Origin of the sequence: Marinomonas rhizomae, from assembly GCF_003315485.1 — a bacterium.
In the GTDB taxonomy this organism is placed as follows: domain Bacteria; phylum Pseudomonadota; class Gammaproteobacteria; order Pseudomonadales; family Marinomonadaceae; genus Marinomonas; species Marinomonas rhizomae.
Genome location: NZ_QNSE01000008.1, coordinates 258297 through 275528 on the forward strand (window position 1 = coordinate 258297; position 17232 = coordinate 275528).

Genomic DNA, 17232 nt, shown 5'->3' on the forward strand with positions numbered 1-17232 from the left:
GTTTAGAAACGGAATAAATGGAAACAGTCTTGATGGAAACACCACAGCACTCTGACTCACAGCAAGAGAAATCTGACTTTGATAATGTTATCGATACCCATAAAAGTTGGCTAAAGAGTGTATTGGGGCTTGGAGCATTAGAAGCTAAGTTATGGGTGACATCCAGTGCCCAGCTCCTTGCCTTAATGTGTGGTGTGATTTTTTTATTGCTTACTACTTGGTTATTAATTATCGCAACTAGTGCTGCTATTGCATGGAGTTATGGGTTTTCTCTTGTTGGGATTTTATTAACCGCAACGTTAGTGACTTTTTTAAGCTCTATTGTCTTACTCTATTTTGTGAAACAAACATTAAAAAGTATGGATTTTACTCGTACCTTGGACGCTATTATTCCAACGGAAGAGACATAACAGAAAAAGGAAAGCGTAATTATGTTTGGCCTTAAACGAATGCACCAAAAGCGCGAACGCCTTTATTTACGTACTCAGGTTTTGGAGAAGCGTGCCAAGTTATCTCGAGATAAAGTCGTTGATAATATTCTTGATACAGCGGCTAGTCCGGTAGGATTGCTTGCGAGCTTTGCGTTAGGTGCAACGACACAGCTTGATATTACGAAAAAGGTTAGAAAGAATCTGCTGAATGGTGCTAGTCGTGACGTCTTAAGTTTTTTGATGGCGCAAGTGTCTGCTTATATAGCGAATAGTACAGCTATAGCAAATAGTACAGCGCAAGCAAGCTCTTCAGCTGAAAATATGACTTCTGAAGGCGAAGACAACGTGTCTTCTAGTGAAGAAGATGCCACCTCCCTAGCCACACCTTTTGTCGAGCAGAAAGGGACTAACGCTCAATAAGCCCGGGGTAAGATGTCATTGCTCATACGGTGTACTTGAGCACCATGAGTTGGTTATATAAATAATCACAGCTAATACACACACTTGTTCAAAAAAACGGCACTTAATCCTCGACTTTAGTGCTTTAAGCCTCTATATTCGCCCATCTTTGTGTTTGTCTTTTGACCCTACTTTTGTGGTCTGTATGAACGTTTTTCTTTTCTCTTTGTTTTAGGGCTTTTTCCTTTGATCTCCACGGCTAATATCACCATGCAATTTGGCGCAACGCCATTGTTTGAAAACATCTCTGCAAAATTCGGTAACGGTAATCGCTATGGCTTAATTGGCGCGAACGGATGTGGCAAGTCTACCTTCATGAAAATTCTTAGCGGAGCACTGACGCCAACGTCTGGTAATGTCTCTATCACGCCAGGGGAAAAAGTTGGTACCTTGAGTCAGGATCAGTTTGCTTTCGAAGAATACTCTGTAGTTGATGCCGTAATCATGGGAGATGTGGCCCTATGGAAAGTCAAACAGGAACGTGATGCCATTTACTCAAAGCCAGAAATGAGCGAAGAAGATGGTATGCGAGCGGGTGAGCTAGAAGCTGAGTTCGCTGAGATGGACGGTTACAGTGCGGAAAGCCGTGCGGGCGATATTCTATTGGAAGCTGGCATCGAAGAAGAATTTCATTTTGGTTTGATGAGCCAAGTCGCTCCAGGTTGGAAACTTCGTGTTTTGTTAGCGCAAGCCTTGTTTGCTAACCCCGATATTTTGCTATTGGACGAACCAACCAACAACTTAGACATCCATACTATTAACTGGTTAGCTGGTGTACTGAATCAGCGCAAATGCACCATGATCATCATTTCCCATGATCGTCACTTTTTGAACTCGGTATGTACTCACATGGCGGATATCGATTTTGGAGAGTTGCGCATTTACCCAGGTAACTACGAATATTTCATGGAAGCCTCGTCTTTGATTCGTGAACAATTGTTAACTGAAAACGCGAAAAAAAGTGCTGAAATGGATGATCTTCAAGCCTTTGTGAACCGTTTTTCTGCCAATGCATCTAAAGCCAAACAAGCGAGCTCTCGCGCTAAAAAATTAGAAAAAATTGAATTGTCAGAAGTTAAGCAGTCTAGCCGAATGACGCCATCTCTGACTTTTAAGCAAGATAAGAAACTTCATCGTCACGCGTTGATTTTGGAGGATCTGGGTCATGGCTATGATGAGTTGCTGTTTACTGGTGGCGACATGATTTTAGAAGCGGGCTCACGACTGGCTATTATTGGTGAAAATGGCGCTGGTAAAACGACGTTCCTACGTTGCTTAATGAAAGAGTTAGATGCCAAACAGGGCGAGGTCAAATGGGCTGAAAACGCTGTAATAGGTTATTGTCCTCAAGATAGCACAGAGGATTTTGATTGCGATCTAACCTTGTTTGATTGGATGTCTAAATGGCGTACGGCTAAGCACGATGACTTGAAAGTTCGTGCTATGTTAGGGCGTTTGCTATTTACCGCAGATGACTTCAATAAAAAAGTACGAGTGTGTTCTGGTGGTGAAAAAAACCGCTTATTGTTTGGCAAGTTGATGATGATGGATTTGAACGTCTTAGTTATGGATGAGCCAACGAACCACATGGACATGGAAGCCATCGAAGCATTGAATAATGCGTTGTTAGACTTTGATGGCACACTTATTTTTGTCAGCCATGACCGAGCGTTTGTTTCTTCTTTGGCCAATCGGGTCATTGAGATTAAAGGGCAGCAAGTTGTTGATTTCCAAGGTACATACGATGATTATCTTGCTCACCAAAGTTAATCTCACTTAGGGTGAGTCTTTATTTAAAGCCATTTACTAGATGCTAGTAAATGGCTTTTTTACGACTAGAGATACTAAAACGACTTGCAGCCAAAGCGGGCCTTGATCATGATAAATGGATGATGTTTTTTACTATGCTCATTGGGAGGCGTTTTTGGATATCTTAATAATAAAAAGCTATCTATTATCTAAGCCTGAGGCCGTTGAGGATTACCCGTTCGATGATAAAACAGCCGTATTCAAAGTTCAGGGTAAGATGTTTGCTTTATTGAGTAAGCATCAGGGTCGTCGGTTGCTTAACTTAAAGTGTAATCCAGACCATGCTGTTGAATTACGCGATATATTTGTGGAGATTATTCCGGCCTACCACATGAATAAACGCCACTGGAATTCAGTTATTCTAGATGGCGATTTACCACTCGGGGAAATAGAAAGATTGATTGACCACTCCTACGGTTTGGTGGTGAAAGGTTTAAAAAAGTCTATCCGAGAAGGCTTGGAAGTTCGCCATGGTGGAGACATTTATAAATAATATTCCCTCTCTTTGAGTTTTTCTCACTCTGCGTTATTGCCTGTCTGATTTATTACTAATGTCTTCATGTTGTCATTTCTATGTCATGTTTTATCCGTAAATTCAAAGTTAGCTTCCTTATGCAGGGGGAAGCAACTTATCTATGAAAATTACGATAAAACCAGTAGTCAAGGGTCGATTGTTGTGGGGGAGCCCCTAAAGCTCGATAGCCTAGACAACTAATATTTAATAAATAATAGGGCAGTGTTATGAATATTATAAACAACAGAGAACTAGGTTTTGACGAATTAGATGAGCTGGTACGTCCCGCTCCTGAGGTGGTAGAGTTCGAAGAAGTCGCAAACAAAATGGTCTCTCGTCGTGGCTTTTTAGGCGGCGGCGCGGCAGTGGGGGCTGGTGCTTTCGTAATGGGATCGACAACTTTAGCGGCCAGTAAAGCGTTAGCGGCAGGAGCGCCAGAGTCTCGCCTTGCATTTAATATGGTAAAAGCTAACACATTGGATACTGTCACTGTTCCTGAGGGCTATAAATGGGAAGTCGTCGCATCTTGGGGAGATCCATTGTTCAGCAACGCTCCGGCTTTTGATGCCGCAACAGGTGGAACCGGAGTGTCTCAAGAATTAGCTTTTGGCGATCACAACGATGGTATGGCGTTTTTCTCGAAAGATGGCAAACAGATCATGGCCATAAATAATGAATACACGAACGGCGATACACTTCATGCCAATCGCTCCGATGGTATGCCGAAAACTACGGATGATGTGCGCAAAAATAAAGCGGCTCATGGCGTATCAATTATTGAGGTGGCCCAACGTGGCGGTAACTGGGGGGTCGTTCAAGACTCTGTTTATAACCGTCGAATCACAGCGGATACTGAAATGGATATTACTGGTCCTGCTCGTGGTCATAAATGGATGCAAACATCGGCAGACCCTAAAGGGTTAGTGGCAAAAGGTACTTGGAATAACTGTGGTAATGGACAAACCCCATGGGGTACCTATTTGACCTGTGAAGAGAATTTTAATGGCTACTTCACGGCAAACGATAAAAACTACAAAATGCCAGAAGCATTTAAGCGCTATGGAATAAGTTCTGAAGGTCGCTACAACTGGGCAATGGCGGATGACCGTTTTAACTTAGCTAAGGAGCCCAATGAACCAAATCGCTTTGGTTATGTTGTTGAGATCGATCCATTAGATCCGACTTCCCGTCCTAAAAAACGTACCGCTCTAGGTCGTTTTAAACATGAAAATGCCGAATTGACGATTGCTGCGAATGGCCACGTTGTGGTTTATTTAGGGGACGATGAGCGTGGTGAATTCTTGTACCGTTTCATTTCCAAGCACAAATATTTGGCGGGTGGACATAATCGCGATCTGCTAGAAGAAGGTACTTTATATGTCGCCAAATTCCATGACAACAATCGTGGTGAATGGGTTGCATTGACGCCTAAAACAACGGGTATGACTGAGGCTGAAATTTCGATTCATACTCGTATGGCGGCATCTAAAGTCGGCGCGACTACAATGGATCGCCCAGAATGGGTTGCCTCCCATCCACATAAGGCGGAAGTGTATTGCGCCTTGACCAACAACAAAAACCGTGGCGTCAAGCCAAATGCAGGCGGTGATGCAACGCCTGCTGGTGGTCCAAATCCTCGTGTAAAAAATAACTTTGGTCAAATTGTACGTTGGATGCCAATGGATTCTGATCATACTCATAATGAATTTAAGTGGGACTTGTTTGTATTGGCTGGTAACCCTGCTGTATATGATGATGCGAATGCAGGATCAAAAAATATTAATCAAGATAATATGTTTAACTCCCCTGATGGTCTGAAGTTTGATTCAAAAGGTTTATTATGGATTCAAACTGATGGCAATTACTCAAATGAGAAAGGTTTTCAAGGGCAGGGAAATAATCAAATGCTAGTGGGTGACCCAGAAACAGGTGAAATTCGCCGTTTCTTAGTGGGGCCAAAGGAATGTGAGATTACTGGTTCTGCATGGAATGCTGGACGAACAACAATGTTTATAAGTATTCAGCATCCAGGTGAGAAAGGAAACTCTCATTGGCCTAATGGTGGCAATTCTGTTCCTCGCTCTAGTGTTATCGCCATTTCACGTGAAGATGGTGCAGTGATCGGTTAAGATATTGCTTTATATATAGTTTTTTAATTGAAAAAGCCAGCTTTAATGTACATGCTGGCTTTTTTTTGTCTTTTGAATTGATCGTAGCGTATTCTTTATGCGAGTCGTCTTTTTATTATGATCTATATCAGGAAATCTATAAAATTTACTTATGATGTCCTTGTTTCATTGTCGAGAAAATGTCAGTCTTAGGAGTATGTAAGATATCCATAAACACAGGATTCTTTTATCTAATAATAGAAGTTTATTTTTCCTTATTATTTATTGAAATGACAATTTTAAAGATAAGTTAAGTAATAAACCATAAACCATAAAACATTTAAGTGAGTAACAATGGGCGTTGTACTTTCTAAATCATTATTTATTAAACAAGCAATTTTAACCTTAGCCCTCGCCATAGTTTTAAGTTTAGTTAGCAGCAGTATTCAATTTTTTGATGGTGTCCGCTATCAAAAGAAACAAATTGACCGTGACTTCGATGAATTGCTCGCCGTTGTTGAAAAACCATTGTCAGAGGCGGTCTTTCGTCTCGATACTTCGTTTGCCCAGCAGCAAATTGATAGTCTATTGTTGAGTCCCTCAATTGCTCATGTTGAAGTTCGTGATGAATCGGGAGCATTGTTTGTTGAAGCAACGGCGGATGCACTTGACCTCTCTGTCTCTCAATCGTTAGCTGACTACTTCTTATCCGATTTACAAAGTTATAATCGCGACTTACGTTTGGAGGCACCTGCTTTTCAAGCAGGAAGTTTGCTTGTATTGCCTGAAAAACGTTATTTGTTTGATAGAATTTTCAAAGAACACCTTTCAATTCTTATCTATAACTTGTTTAAAGATGTGTTGTTAGCGTCTTTAATTTCATTGGTTTTTTACTTTTTGGTAACGTATCCCTTAAAGTGTCTGACGGACTCTTTGTCGACGGCTGGACATAATGAAAAGCTTCTTTTGCCAAAGTCATTTTATCGACGCCATCGATCAGACGAGCTAGGGCACTTGCACTCTACTTTTTCTTTACTCTGGAATAAATTAAATACAGCTCTTAGCGATCTTGAGCGTAGTGATAGCCATACAAAAGCGATGATAGAACACGCTGCTGATGGGATTATCTTGTTAGATGAAGACAATAAAATCTCCTTGGTTAATACGGCCGCTGAATATATGTTAAAGATGAAAAGCAGCGACCTTCAGTCTGGCTCCTTAGATGTCTTACATACGCCTTCTTCTTGGCTTTCATTTTCTAGAGTATTAAATTCGCTTCAAGTAAATTCCCCTCTTACGATTGAAACCATTTATCAAGTCCAAAATATTGAACTCCCCGTCGAAATCCGTTTGGCGAGATACAAAATTCAAGATAAAACGGAAACCTTGTTGTTGATTCGTGATGTATCTGAGCGCAAAGAGACGGAAGAACATATTCATCATTTAGCTTATTATGACCCGATAACAAACCTCCCTAATCGTCAATATTTGGCAGATAAACTGCATGAAACCTTACAGCGCAGGAAGCATAATCTGAGCTATTCGTCGGTTGTTTTTATGGACCTTGATCGGTTTAAAACCATTAATGATTCGCTTGGGCATAATGTTGGAGATCAATTGTTGTGCTGTGTCGCATCTCAGCTGTCTTCTCTGATCGAAGAAAATATTATTTTTGCCCGAATGGGAGGCGATGAGTTTGCTTTTTTACTGATAGACCTAGGCGACAATAAAGAGCGAGTTGAAAAATCAATCAAGGGATTTGTTGAAAGTATCATGTACGCGTGTCAACAAGTTAAAAAAGCGGGCCATCATGAGGTTCATATCACGGCAAGTTTAGGGGCGACTATATTCGCTGGAAATGAAGGCTCCGCTGAAATCATTTTAAAACAAGCGGATACGGCTCTTTATCGAGCAAAAGAATCAGGGCGTAATACGTTCGCTTTGTATAAATCAGAAATGCAGGCGGTTTCAGATGCTCGTCTTGAAATGGAAAAAGCACTTCATCATGCCACTGAGTTTAAATTGTTTGAGTTGTATTATCAGCCGCAAACAAACGATAAAGATGAGTTGATTGGTGCTGAAGCGCTTATTCGCTGGAAAGATGAGAAAAAGGGCTTTATTTCTCCGGCTGAATTTATACCTGTAGCAGAAGAAATAGGACTTATTGTTGAAATAGGTCATTGGGTTCTCAACGAAGCTTTATCGCAAGTGGCAACTTGGTTAAAAGAAGGGAAGTGGCATTTGTCTTGGCGCATGTCTATCAATGTCAGTCCGATCCAATTTCAGCAGGCGGGGTTTTTACCTATGTTAAAAGCTCAATTGGAAAAACATGATGTCCCGGCTAGCTGTGTGGATCTAGAAATCACTGAAAACATGCTGTTGAATGATTTGGCTTCTTGCTTAGAGAAAATGAACGCAATAAAAGCATTAGGTGTACATTTATCCATTGATGATTTTGGTACTGGGTATTCTTCGCTGAAATATTTAAAGTCTCTGCCTATTGATAGGTTGAAAATAGACCAGTCTTTTGTGCGCGATTTGTTGACTGATAAAAGTGACGAAGCCATTGTTCATGCCGTCATCGCGATGGCAAAAGCGCTCAATATCAATGTACTTGCTGAAGGCGTTGAGACATTGCCTCATTATGATCGATTACGAGAGATTCATTGTTTCTATTATCAAGGCTATTATTTTGGGCATCCATTGCCGCCAGACGAGTTTATTGCTGCATTTGTCCATGATTCAGCCACGTTGAAGCCTTCTTTATAGCGTAATATGTCACGCTAAACTTTTATTCAATATTAAGGGCTAGGTATGGATTTTTTGTCTTCATTGGCGACACTAACCATTCATTGGGGGGCGTTGTTGTTTGTTTTCCTACTCTTTCTCGCCTTAATTTCTGTAGCGGTGATGTATTGGGTGGATACGCATCAAACTACTCATACTATAAGACGTAATTATCCTGTTGTTGGCCGCTTTCGTTATCTTTTCGAGCATTTAGGAGAGTTCTTTCGCCAGTATTTTTTTGCTATGGACCGAGAGGAAAGGCCTTTTGACCGAGCTGAGCGCTCATGGGCTTACCGCGCCGCAAAAAAAGTAGATACGACAATTGCTTTTGGTTCGACTCGCTCGTTGGAAACTCCTGGTGATGTTTTCTTTTTAAATTGTGCCTTTCCTACCTTAGATGAAGATGCGGCTCAACCTAGAGAAGTGTGTATTGGTGAATATACGGCCAAAAAACCTTATAGAACTCGGTCTGTAGTGAATATCTCAGGTATGAGTTTTGGTGCTTTGTCTAAGCCTGCTGTACAAGCCTTATCAAAAGGCGCTCGCCAAGCTGGAATCTGGATGAATACCGGTGAAGGCGGTTTATCACCTTATCACCTTGAAGGTGGTTGTGATTTGGTGTTCCAGATTGGCACGGCGAAATATGGTGTACGTAATGCTGAAGGTCATTTAGATGACACTAAGTTGGCAAGTTTAGCTGAGCATCAAAATGTACGCATGTTTGAAATCAAAATGAGTCAAGGTGCTAAGCCCGGGAAGGGCGGTATGCTTCCAGGGGCGAAAGTGACTGAAGAAATCGCTCATACTCGTGGCATTCCAGTGGGTCAGGATTCTATCAGTCCAAACGGGCATACTGATATAAAATCCATCGATGATTTATTGAATATGGTTCATCATGTTCGCCAAGTGACCTCAAAACCAGTTGGCTTCAAGATGGTCGTTGGGGATTTGAAGTTTTTTGAAACGCTATGTGAATTAATACATAAAAAGGGGATAGATTATTGTCCTGACTTTATAACCATTGACAGCTCCGACGGTGGCACAGGTGCGGCTCCTCAGCCGTTAATGGACTATGTTGGTATGCACTTACGTGAAAGTTTGCCGACAGTGGTCAATATTGTAACCTCTTATGGTTTACGTCGTTATATTAAAATTATTGCGTCAGGAAAGCTGATTGTCCCTGGGAAGGCGGCTTGGGCCTTGAGTGCAGGTGCCGATTTTGTTGTCAGTGCACGTGGCTTTTTATTTTCTCTTGGCTGTATACAAGCACTGCAGTGCAATAAGAATACTTGTCCAACCGGTATTACGACTCATAATCCTGATTTACAGAAAGGTTTGGTGGCCGCCGAAAAGTCCGAGCGAGTCGCGAATTATGCAGCAGAGTTATTACATGGAATTGGTATGATCGCACACTCTTGTGGGGTGAAAGAGCCGAGGGAGTTGACTCGATCTCATGTTCGGATTATTGAGAATCAGAGCCGTTCTGTATTATTTTCAGATGTTAACCCTATGCCAAATGTAAGGCCTGAGTTTATTAATATGAAGGCACTTCAAGAGAAAGCGGCAAGAGTGGAAGAGTCAGTAGTCTCAGAAAATTAGTTTAAGTCTTAACCTGTATGGCGAGGTTCGGCATTATGGATTCCCAAGCTATTTATCATCGGCATTTTTTTGTCTGATGCCTGCTATAAGATACTGTATCGTGCCTTCATGTTTACTTTTGCTCTGCGTGCTGTATTTTCTAACCTAATCTATGGTTGTTAGGGGTCTTTATGTCTGCTTTATTTCACTATGCCTTTCACGTTACTTCCCTAGCTGAAACTCGGCTTTTTTACACGCAGGTTTTGGGCTGCACAGAGGGGCGTAGTACCGAGACTTGGATAGATTTTGATTTTTATGGTCATCAATTGTCTCTTCATTTAGGCGTTCCAAGCCCGACGACAAATACTGGTAGAGTCGGGGATCATCTTGTTCCTATGCCTCATTTTGGATTGATTTTACCGTTAGATGAGTGGCAAAAAGTTGCTAAGCGATTAACGGAAGCAAATGTGGTGTTTGATCTGGCACCAAGTGTTCGCTTTGAAGGCTTGTCAGGCGAGCAGTGGACGATGTTTTTTAAAGATCCAAGTGGCAATGCTATTGAGCTAAAAGGCTTTAAAAACTTGGCTCAGGTGTATGAAAAATGATTCCTTTTATTAGTCGTGCGGATTTGGCCGAACAAAATAGTTGGATTAAATATTTATCAGCAGCGATGCCAAATGAAGTGGTCGTACCTTTTGCCGATTTAACAGCTGAACAAAAGCGGCAATGTGATATCGCCATTGTTGCCAACCCAGACCCTAAGCATTTATTGGAGCTTTCTTCATTAAAGTGGGTGCATAGTGTATGGGCGGGGGTTGAGCGAATGATCAATGAGTTGTCGTCGCCACCTTTTTCGATTGTTCGATTAGTTGATTCTAATTTGGCTCAGACCATGTCTGAAGCCGTCTTGGCTTGGACACTTTTCCTTCATCGAGATATGCCTACCTATGCCAAGCAGCAGTTAAATAAATCTTGGGTTCAACAACCCATGATGCGCGCTCAAGATCGCCGAATCGGTGTGCTTGGATTAGGAGAGCTAGGGCGCGTTAGTGCGCAGCGTTTAGTCGCTAATGGTTTTTCTGTTGCTGGCTGGAGTCGTCAATCGAAGGAAATTAAAGGCATTGAATGTTTTCATGGTAAAGAGGGGTTGGCTGTTTTATTAAAGCAAACTGATATACTTATTTGCCTATTGCCCCTGACTGCAGCAACAAAAGGTTTATTAGGGCAAGAAAATTTGTCTCTTTTACCCATTGGTGCAAGCCTGATTAATTTTGCTCGCGGCTTAATCATCGATGATGAAGCTTTGCAAAGCAAACTGTCAACGGGTGCGATCTCTCATGCTGTTTTGGATGTGTTTGAGCAGGAGCCGTTACCAGAAAGTCACCCTTATTGGCGACATAACAGTGTGACGGTACTACCGCATATTTCTGCGCCGACACATCCGGTCAGTGCAAGTGAAATTGTTGCGAGGAACATTAAGCAGTATCGACTAACAGGGAATATTCCTCCGGCTGTCGATCCGCTTCGTGGTTATTAGTAAAAAATACGCCAAATAAATCTAAAAATGGAGTCTTAAATGCCACATTGCATTATTGAATATAGCCAAAACCTGGAGCAAGAAGTGCCACCTGTTGATCTTCTTGATGCGGTTAAAGGAGCCTGTATTGCGTCGACGCTGTTTACTGAAACAGACATCAAATTACGCAGTTTTCCCTACAAAAGCTTCATGACAGCTGGAAAAGAAGATGCTTTTGTTCATGTTATTTTACGGATGCTTTCAGGGCGCAGCATTGAGCAAAGAAAAGAGCTGTCTCAATTGGTTCTAGAGTCTTTAACACAGTTTTCATTAAAGGATGTCAGTTTCTCGGTAGAGGTGTGTGAAATGGAACGCGCTACCTATGCGAAAAAAGTTGTTCTTTCCCAATAAATTATACTTTTCTATTATGAAGGTTATAAACATGAAAGCCATTGTATGCTCAATGATGCTTCTTCCGAGTTTACTTTGGGCTGAAGTGGGATCAAGTTCTCCAAATTATAAACCTGACAGCGATTTTGTTAGTACGTCTAATACGCCGACAGAAGAAGAGGCTGACAGTCCTTATTCTCCAGAAGAGCCTGAGGTACCTGAGTCTATTAGTAAACGCGCTAAAGAAGATAACGGGTTATTGCAACAGAGAGAGAATAGAGAAACGGCAACGGTAAATAATCCGTTTGTTTTGACACCTCATAAACCCAATTATTTTCTACCAATTGCTTATACCTCTAACCCTAACGATCGTGCTTTTTTGGGCGATGCTAGTGATTCTGAAAGTCTACAAAGTGTAGAGTTTAAATTCCAATTTAGCCTTAAATTTCCTGTTGCTTACGATGTTGTTGGGAAAAACAGTAGTTTATGGTTTGCCTATACTCAGCAAGCTTATTGGCAGGCCTATAACAGTAGCATCTCAGCACCTTTTCGCGATACGAATCATGAACCTGAAGCCTTTATTGTTACCAAGCCAAAGCATGATTTTTTAGGGATTAAGCCTAATTATATCTCCTATGGCTTTGTCCATCAGTCTAATGGTCAGTCAAATGATCTATCTCGCTCATGGAATCGGTTTTATATTGATTTCTTGTTTGAGTACGAGGATACCGCTTTTTCCTTTAAGCCTTGGTATCGGATTCCTGAGGGATCAAAGGTTGATGATAACCCCAATATTGAAAATTACTACGGTTACGGCGAGCTTAATGTAATACATGTTATTGATGATTATACGATTGACGTAATGTTGAGAAATAATCTTAAGTCATCTGATAATAGAGGAGCCGTTCAGGTAGGGTTTACATTCCCTCTGTGGGGTAAAACTCGTGGTTACATCCAATACTTTAATGGTTATGGGCAGTCTTTATTAGATTATAACCACCAGACTCAGTCTCTTGGTATTGGTATTATGCTGACCAATTGGTTGTAACTAAATTATGAGTTGGGTATGTCACTAAGTTGTCATGCTAATGCCACATAACGGACATTTTACTGGTTTATGTTGAAAGTATGATAAAACCAGTGAGGTGATAAGCATGAACATATTTCAGAATATCCACGCCGTAGATGTACAGACTTTTTCTTGGTGTATGGCGAGGAAGCATCGAGCCATATTAACTCGTATTGGTCGCGCTATTTCATTTTCTGCTGATGGTCCGATTTATGCGTTGCTCGCGTTACTGTTTTGGTTCGCTGGAGAACAGATTCTAACACTTGTTTTAGTGTGTGGTTTTTTAATTGAGCGAGCTTTATATCTTTTGCTAAAGCGTGGTTTTAAACGCAATCGTCCAGCTGATGCGTTGGATAACTTCAATAGTTTTATTATTCCTGCCGATCAATTTTCCTTTCCATCAGGTCATACATCAGGCGCATTCTTTATGGCCTTTTGTTTGTCTGAGTGGTTTCCAGGTATGAATGTAATATTTTATTTTTGGGCTGCAAATGTGGGCCTATCACGCATTTTTCTTGGGGTTCATTTTCCTACAGATACCGTTATTGGAGCCTTGTTAGGATCGGCTTGTGCTGCACTAGCGATAGGGGTGTTAGTATGAAAATATTGTACGGCGTTCAAGGGACCGGAAATGGTCATATTACTCGAGCTCGAGCTATGTCGGTTGAAATGTATGCGGCTGGCATAGAAGTGGATTTTGTTTTTTCAGGGCGTCCGCCTGAAGACTATTTTGATATGACCATATTCGGTGACTACCGAACGTTTCAAGGTTTGAGTTTCGTTGCACGAAATGGCCAGTTAGATTTGTACGCAACCTGCAAGAGTGCTAATTTTTTACAGCTTTATCGAGATATTCGTTCGATAGATACACGTGGTTATGATCTGGTGATTACGGATTTTGAACCGATTGTTGCATGGGCGGCTAAGCGTCAAGGTGTCCCTTGCATAGGCTTTGGACATCAGTATGCTTTTAAATATGATATCCCGCGTTATAAAAGAAACCTGATCGCTCAGTGGGTTATGTCTAACTTTGCACCAGTATCGACTCAATTAGGTGCTCATTGGCACCATTTCGGCCATCCTATTTTGCCGCCACTTATTCATACACAGCAAATTAAAAACATGGCTGACCCTGAGGCGGTTCTGGTATATCTTCCTTTTGAAAACAGTGAGGCTGTGTTGGATTGGTTGGAGGGAGTACAGAATTATCGTTTTCGCCTTCATTGCAAGGATATTGAGCCCGGTCTTTATGGCAATGTAGAGGTGTTTCCTTTTAGCCGAGAAGTATTTCAAAAAAACTTAGGCGAGTGTGAATCTGTACTTTGTAATGCGGGGTTTGAATTGAATTCTGAGGCCTTACAACTTGGTCGTCGTATCCTTGCAAAGCCCTTAAAAGGCCAAATTGAGCAACATTCTAATGCCATAGCATTAGAGTTTTTAGGCATAGCGAAAACGAGTGATGTTTTGAATTCGCGAGTGATCCAAGAATGGCTAGAGACAAGCCGAGTGATCCAGATTTCGTACCCCAACGTCGCTCGTGCTGTTGTTGCCTGGCTGCAATCTAGTAACGATGTTAGCGTGTCGGATTTGTGTGAGTCTTTGTGGCAGCAGACTCCTAATTTACGTGGTATCGATTTTAAATATAATACAGAGTCTTCTGTTCGCATCAAGAGTGCTAATAGAGTCACAGCTTAAGGATAGTAGGCTGTGGCTCTATTTAAAGGCTTGTTTCTTATTTTGTTACGCGTTTAAGCTTTTTTTGAAAAAACTAATAGTACGTTGCCATGCTAGCTCTGCATTTTTTTCTTGGTAACGAGCGGTGGAGTCATTATGAAAACCGTGATTCGCCTTAGGGTAGACATAGGCTGTATAGTCGACCTTGTTGGCTTTTAGGTTGTTCTCATAATCAGGCCAAGTGCCGTTTACTCGTGTATCCAATTCAGCAAAGTGTAACTGTAATGGTGCTTTGATTTTATCTACATTGGATTTAGCTGGTGTGCCGTAATAAGGTGCACCGGCGTGTATGGTATCTGGCATCGCCGCAGCGAGGGCGTTTGTCAAATAACCGCCGTAACAGAATCCGACCATACCAACTTTTCCAGTACTCAGATCATGGTTCTTCAACAGAGTTGCAGCGTCCATGAAATCACCTTCGATTTTGTTGCCATCCAATGTTTTTTGCATCGCACGACCTTCATCGTCATTTCCTGGGTAGCCACCTAAAGGAAAAAGAGCATCTGGAGCAAAGGCAACAAATCCCGCTTTTGCTAGGCGTCTAGCAACATCTTCTATATATGGGTTAAGACCACGGTTTTCGTGAGCAACCAAGATGGCTGGGGCTTTATTGTTGGTGTTAACCTGTTTTGGGATGACTAAATAACCGCGAGCTTTGCCGTGGCCATTAGGCGAGTCGTATTCAACGTAACTAGCCGTAATATCTGGGTCGTTGAATGACACTTGCTCTGCCAGTGCGTAATTGGGCGTCAAAGCACCTGCGACGACGGAAAGAGTTAGTCCCGTTACACTAAGTGTACCGAGGCGAGACAAAAAAGTGCGTCTGTCTATGTCGCCATGAGCGTACTCATCGTACCAGTCGAAAGCTTCTTGAGGGATCTTCTCGCTTGGTAGTTTTTTATCAATTGGTCTCTCTGTTAGTAAAGTCATCGCAATTCCTTCTTTAAGTTTGTAGAGTGAAATTCAGCAACGCAACTTTTAGAACTTATTAATGAAAAGAGGTTCAATAAATACGTAGAAAAAGATACATGAGATGATATTAATTGATCTTTTTTTTAATTGAGAACGTATTTAGAGTAGCAAAAAAATTTAGTGTTGGTAGAAATACGCTCTCAATACTAAATCGATAGTATTTTTCATATAGTTAATGACGATAACTCAGTAGGAAAGGACACTAATGACGCGTAAAATGCCAATTATTATTACCGGCGGCGGACAGCGCCTGGGTCTTGCTTGCGCGAAAGCGTTAGTTGCTCAAGGATATAACGTGATTATTACGTATCGTAGAGCACGACAAGATATTGCTCTATTAGAAAAACAGGGCATTTCTTGCATTCAAGCAGATTTCTCTTCTATCTCTGGGGTGGATGAGTTTATTACTACCATACAAGGTCAGTATTCGGCGCTTGGAGGCATCATCCATAATGCCTCAGAATGGGAAGCGGAAGAGGGGTGCTTGGATACGGCACTTTTAATGGAAAAAATGTGGCAAGTGCACGTATTTGCGCCTTATCGTATAAATCTGGCCTTCGAAGCATTATTATGTGCGGGCTCTGAACACGATGGGCAAGCTGACATAATTCATATGACGGATTATGTGGCCGAAAAAGGCAGTGATAAACACATTGCTTATGCAGCAAGTAAAGCTGGTTTAGCAAATTTAACTTGTTCATTTGCCAAACGATTTTCACCTCAAATTAAAGTTAATGCGATTGCACCGTCACTTTTAATGTTCAATAGTTGTGACGACGCTGAATACCGGAGCAAAGCATTGAATAAATCCCTACTACGCAAGGAGCCAGGGGAGCAGGAAGGAGTGCTAGCGATAAAGTACATATTAGACAGTCGCTACATGACAGGTCGAACCTTGTCACTTGATGGAGGCCGACATTTGGTTTAATTAGCCGAATGTGACTTCTTTTTTTGAATGCCTCCATGTCACGAGACAGGGTTAAGCAAATTAGGACAAAGATATGAAAGCTAACACAGCAGAACAAACAAATTTAAACCGTCTTGTGTTGTCTGATGAGGCGATAAAAGTACGTGATGCGCTTATCAACAGCGGTTTAGAAACCCCTATGATTGATAATGGCCTGACGAGTGATGAAAAGTATCAGCGTATTAAGAGCGCCTTTGAAGATGTGGTAACAACACTTGGTCTAGATTTGACTGATGATAGTCTGGCGGAAACGCCACATCGTATTGCCAAAATGTACGTGAAAGAAATTTTTTCTGGTTTAGACTACGCGCAGTTTCCAAAGATCACTGTCATTGAAAACAAGATGCAAGTGGATGAAATGGTAAAAGTCAGCGATATCAGTTTTACCAGTACTTGTGAGCATCATTTTGTGACTATTGACGGTTTAGCCAAAGTGGCTTATTTACCAAAAAACAAAATCATAGGTTTGTCTAAAATTAATCGTATTGTGCGCTTTTTTGCTCAGCGGCCACAGGTGCAAGAGCGTTTGACCCAGCAAATTTTAGTTACTTTACAAGCCTTGCTTGAAACCGATAATGTCGCCGTCAGTATTAGTGCTGTGCATTATTGTGTTAAAGCCCGAGGCGTTATGGACGCGAGCTCTTCGACTCAAACTACGGCTTTGGGTGGCTTATTCAAGCGAAGCGACAAAACGCGCGGTGAATTCCTTGCCAGATAGGAACAAGCTAGGTAAAAGTGGGTTGGATAATTATTCTCACGCCAAGAAGTAGAAGATGCTAGTCTTCATAAAAAGAGCCCATTTATGAAGTGACCCCCAATAGTTGGACAAACAACATTGGGGGTTCTTTTTATGTCAAAGTACAGTCGTGCTTTTAAAATCACATTAGCTCAGCAATGC

At 41.6% G+C, this 17232-nt stretch carries 16 protein-coding genes; 15 read left to right on the forward strand and 1 reads right to left on the reverse strand.

What is annotated here, in order from left to right:
- Positions 1-17 precede the first annotated feature (17 nt).
- From DFP80_RS12255 to DFP80_RS12315, 13 genes are all read left to right on the forward strand, one after another.
- The gene (locus DFP80_RS12255) at positions 18-410 is read left to right on the forward strand and encodes a hypothetical protein (protein WP_147243852.1); all 393 of its coding nucleotides are present in this window, start codon (positions 18-20) and stop codon (positions 408-410) included.
- A 21-nt stretch (positions 411-431) separates the two neighbouring features.
- Positions 432-851, forward strand: coding sequence for a hypothetical protein (locus tag DFP80_RS12260; RefSeq protein WP_113917083.1), 420 nt, complete (start codon positions 432-434; stop codon positions 849-851).
- Between the two features lie 225 nt (positions 852-1076).
- Positions 1077-2660 (forward strand): ABC-F family ATPase, encoded by a 1584-nt coding sequence (locus tag DFP80_RS12265; RefSeq protein ID WP_113917084.1) that lies wholly within the window; start codon positions 1077-1079, stop codon positions 2658-2660.
- A 154-nt stretch (positions 2661-2814) separates the two neighbouring features.
- Positions 2815-3192 (forward strand): MmcQ/YjbR family DNA-binding protein, encoded by a 378-nt coding sequence (locus tag DFP80_RS12270; RefSeq protein ID WP_113917109.1) that lies wholly within the window; start codon positions 2815-2817, stop codon positions 3190-3192.
- Positions 3193-3440: 248 nt separating this feature from the next.
- Positions 3441-5342: a PhoX family protein gene (locus tag DFP80_RS12275; protein WP_113917085.1), complete on the forward strand. Its 1902-nt coding sequence runs from the start codon at positions 3441-3443 to the stop codon at positions 5340-5342.
- A 333-nt stretch (positions 5343-5675) separates the two neighbouring features.
- A complete protein-coding gene (locus DFP80_RS12280; protein WP_113917086.1) occupies positions 5676-8090 on the forward strand; it encodes a putative bifunctional diguanylate cyclase/phosphodiesterase in 2415 nt (804 codons plus the stop codon).
- 45 nt (positions 8091-8135) lie between these two features.
- Positions 8136-9707 carry an FMN-binding glutamate synthase family protein gene (locus DFP80_RS12285; RefSeq protein ID WP_113917087.1) on the forward strand — a complete coding sequence of 524 codons (1572 nt, stop codon included), beginning with the start codon at positions 8136-8138 and terminating at the stop codon, positions 9705-9707.
- 170 nt (positions 9708-9877) lie between these two features.
- Positions 9878-10291 carry a VOC family protein gene (locus DFP80_RS12290; protein ID WP_113917088.1) on the forward strand — a complete coding sequence of 138 codons (414 nt, stop codon included), beginning with the start codon at positions 9878-9880 and terminating at the stop codon, positions 10289-10291.
- On the forward strand, positions 10288-11223 hold the full coding sequence (locus DFP80_RS12295; RefSeq protein WP_113917089.1) for a 2-hydroxyacid dehydrogenase: 936 nt from the start codon (positions 10288-10290) through the stop codon (positions 11221-11223). The genes DFP80_RS12290 and DFP80_RS12295 overlap by 4 nt, the downstream gene beginning before the upstream one ends.
- A 39-nt stretch (positions 11224-11262) precedes the next feature.
- A complete protein-coding gene (locus DFP80_RS12300) occupies positions 11263-11613 on the forward strand; it encodes a 5-carboxymethyl-2-hydroxymuconate Delta-isomerase (protein WP_113917090.1) in 351 nt (116 codons plus the stop codon).
- Between the two features lie 31 nt (positions 11614-11644).
- Positions 11645-12640, forward strand: a complete 996-nt coding sequence (locus DFP80_RS12305; protein WP_113917091.1) for a phospholipase A — start codon at positions 11645-11647, stop codon at positions 12638-12640.
- 106 nt (positions 12641-12746) lie between these two features.
- A complete protein-coding gene (locus DFP80_RS12310) occupies positions 12747-13262 on the forward strand; it encodes a phosphatase PAP2 family protein (RefSeq protein WP_113917092.1) in 516 nt (171 codons plus the stop codon).
- Positions 13259-14356 carry an MJ1255/VC2487 family glycosyltransferase gene (locus DFP80_RS12315; protein WP_113917093.1) on the forward strand — a complete coding sequence of 366 codons (1098 nt, stop codon included), beginning with the start codon at positions 13259-13261 and terminating at the stop codon, positions 14354-14356. Before DFP80_RS12310 ends, DFP80_RS12315 begins: the two co-directional genes overlap by 4 nt.
- A gap of 45 nt (positions 14357-14401) precedes the next feature.
- On the opposite strand, the gene DFP80_RS12320 is transcribed toward DFP80_RS12315, so the two are convergent.
- A complete protein-coding gene (locus tag DFP80_RS12320) occupies positions 14402-15325 on the reverse strand; it encodes a dienelactone hydrolase family protein (protein ID WP_113917094.1) in 924 nt (307 codons plus the stop codon).
- Between the two features lie 247 nt (positions 15326-15572).
- Here DFP80_RS12320 and folM point away from each other — a divergent pair, with 247 nt between their 5' ends.
- Together folM and folE are read left to right on the forward strand one after the other, a co-directional pair.
- Positions 15573-16295, forward strand: a complete 723-nt coding sequence (gene folM, locus DFP80_RS12325; RefSeq protein ID WP_113917095.1) for a dihydromonapterin reductase — start codon at positions 15573-15575, stop codon at positions 16293-16295.
- Between the two features lie 73 nt (positions 16296-16368).
- Positions 16369-17052, forward strand: coding sequence for a GTP cyclohydrolase I FolE (gene folE, locus DFP80_RS12330; RefSeq protein ID WP_113917096.1), 684 nt, complete (start codon positions 16369-16371; stop codon positions 17050-17052).
- Positions 17053-17232: the final 180 nt, after the last annotated feature.

Excerpts from the sequence above, each read along its gene's own strand:
- DFP80_RS12255 (WP_147243852.1), top strand. The coding sequence starts at position 18 with ATGGAAACAGTCTTGATGGAAACACCACAGCACTCTGACTCACAGCAA.
- DFP80_RS12260 (WP_113917083.1), top strand. The coding sequence starts at position 432 with ATGTTTGGCCTTAAACGAATGCACCAAAAGCGCGAACGCCTTTATTTA.
- DFP80_RS12275 (WP_113917085.1), top strand. The coding sequence starts at position 3,441 with ATGAATATTATAAACAACAGAGAACTAGGTTTTGACGAATTAGATGAG.
- DFP80_RS12280 (WP_113917086.1), top strand. The coding sequence starts at position 5,676 with ATGGGCGTTGTACTTTCTAAATCATTATTTATTAAACAAGCAATTTTA.
- DFP80_RS12285 (WP_113917087.1), top strand. The coding sequence starts at position 8,136 with ATGGATTTTTTGTCTTCATTGGCGACACTAACCATTCATTGGGGGGCG.
- DFP80_RS12290 (WP_113917088.1), top strand. The coding sequence starts at position 9,878 with ATGTCTGCTTTATTTCACTATGCCTTTCACGTTACTTCCCTAGCTGAA.
- DFP80_RS12295 (WP_113917089.1), top strand. The coding sequence starts at position 10,288 with ATGATTCCTTTTATTAGTCGTGCGGATTTGGCCGAACAAAATAGTTGG.
- DFP80_RS12300 (WP_113917090.1), top strand. The coding sequence starts at position 11,263 with ATGCCACATTGCATTATTGAATATAGCCAAAACCTGGAGCAAGAAGTG.
- DFP80_RS12305 (WP_113917091.1), top strand. The coding sequence starts at position 11,645 with ATGAAAGCCATTGTATGCTCAATGATGCTTCTTCCGAGTTTACTTTGG.
- DFP80_RS12310 (WP_113917092.1), top strand. The coding sequence starts at position 12,747 with ATGAACATATTTCAGAATATCCACGCCGTAGATGTACAGACTTTTTCT.
- DFP80_RS12315 (WP_113917093.1), top strand. The coding sequence starts at position 13,259 with ATGAAAATATTGTACGGCGTTCAAGGGACCGGAAATGGTCATATTACT.
- DFP80_RS12320 (WP_113917094.1), bottom strand. The coding sequence starts at position 15,325 with ATGACTTTACTAACAGAGAGACCAATTGATAAAAAACTACCAAGCGAG.
- folM (WP_113917095.1), top strand. The coding sequence starts at position 15,573 with ATGACGCGTAAAATGCCAATTATTATTACCGGCGGCGGACAGCGCCTG.
- folE (WP_113917096.1), top strand. The coding sequence starts at position 16,369 with ATGAAAGCTAACACAGCAGAACAAACAAATTTAAACCGTCTTGTGTTG.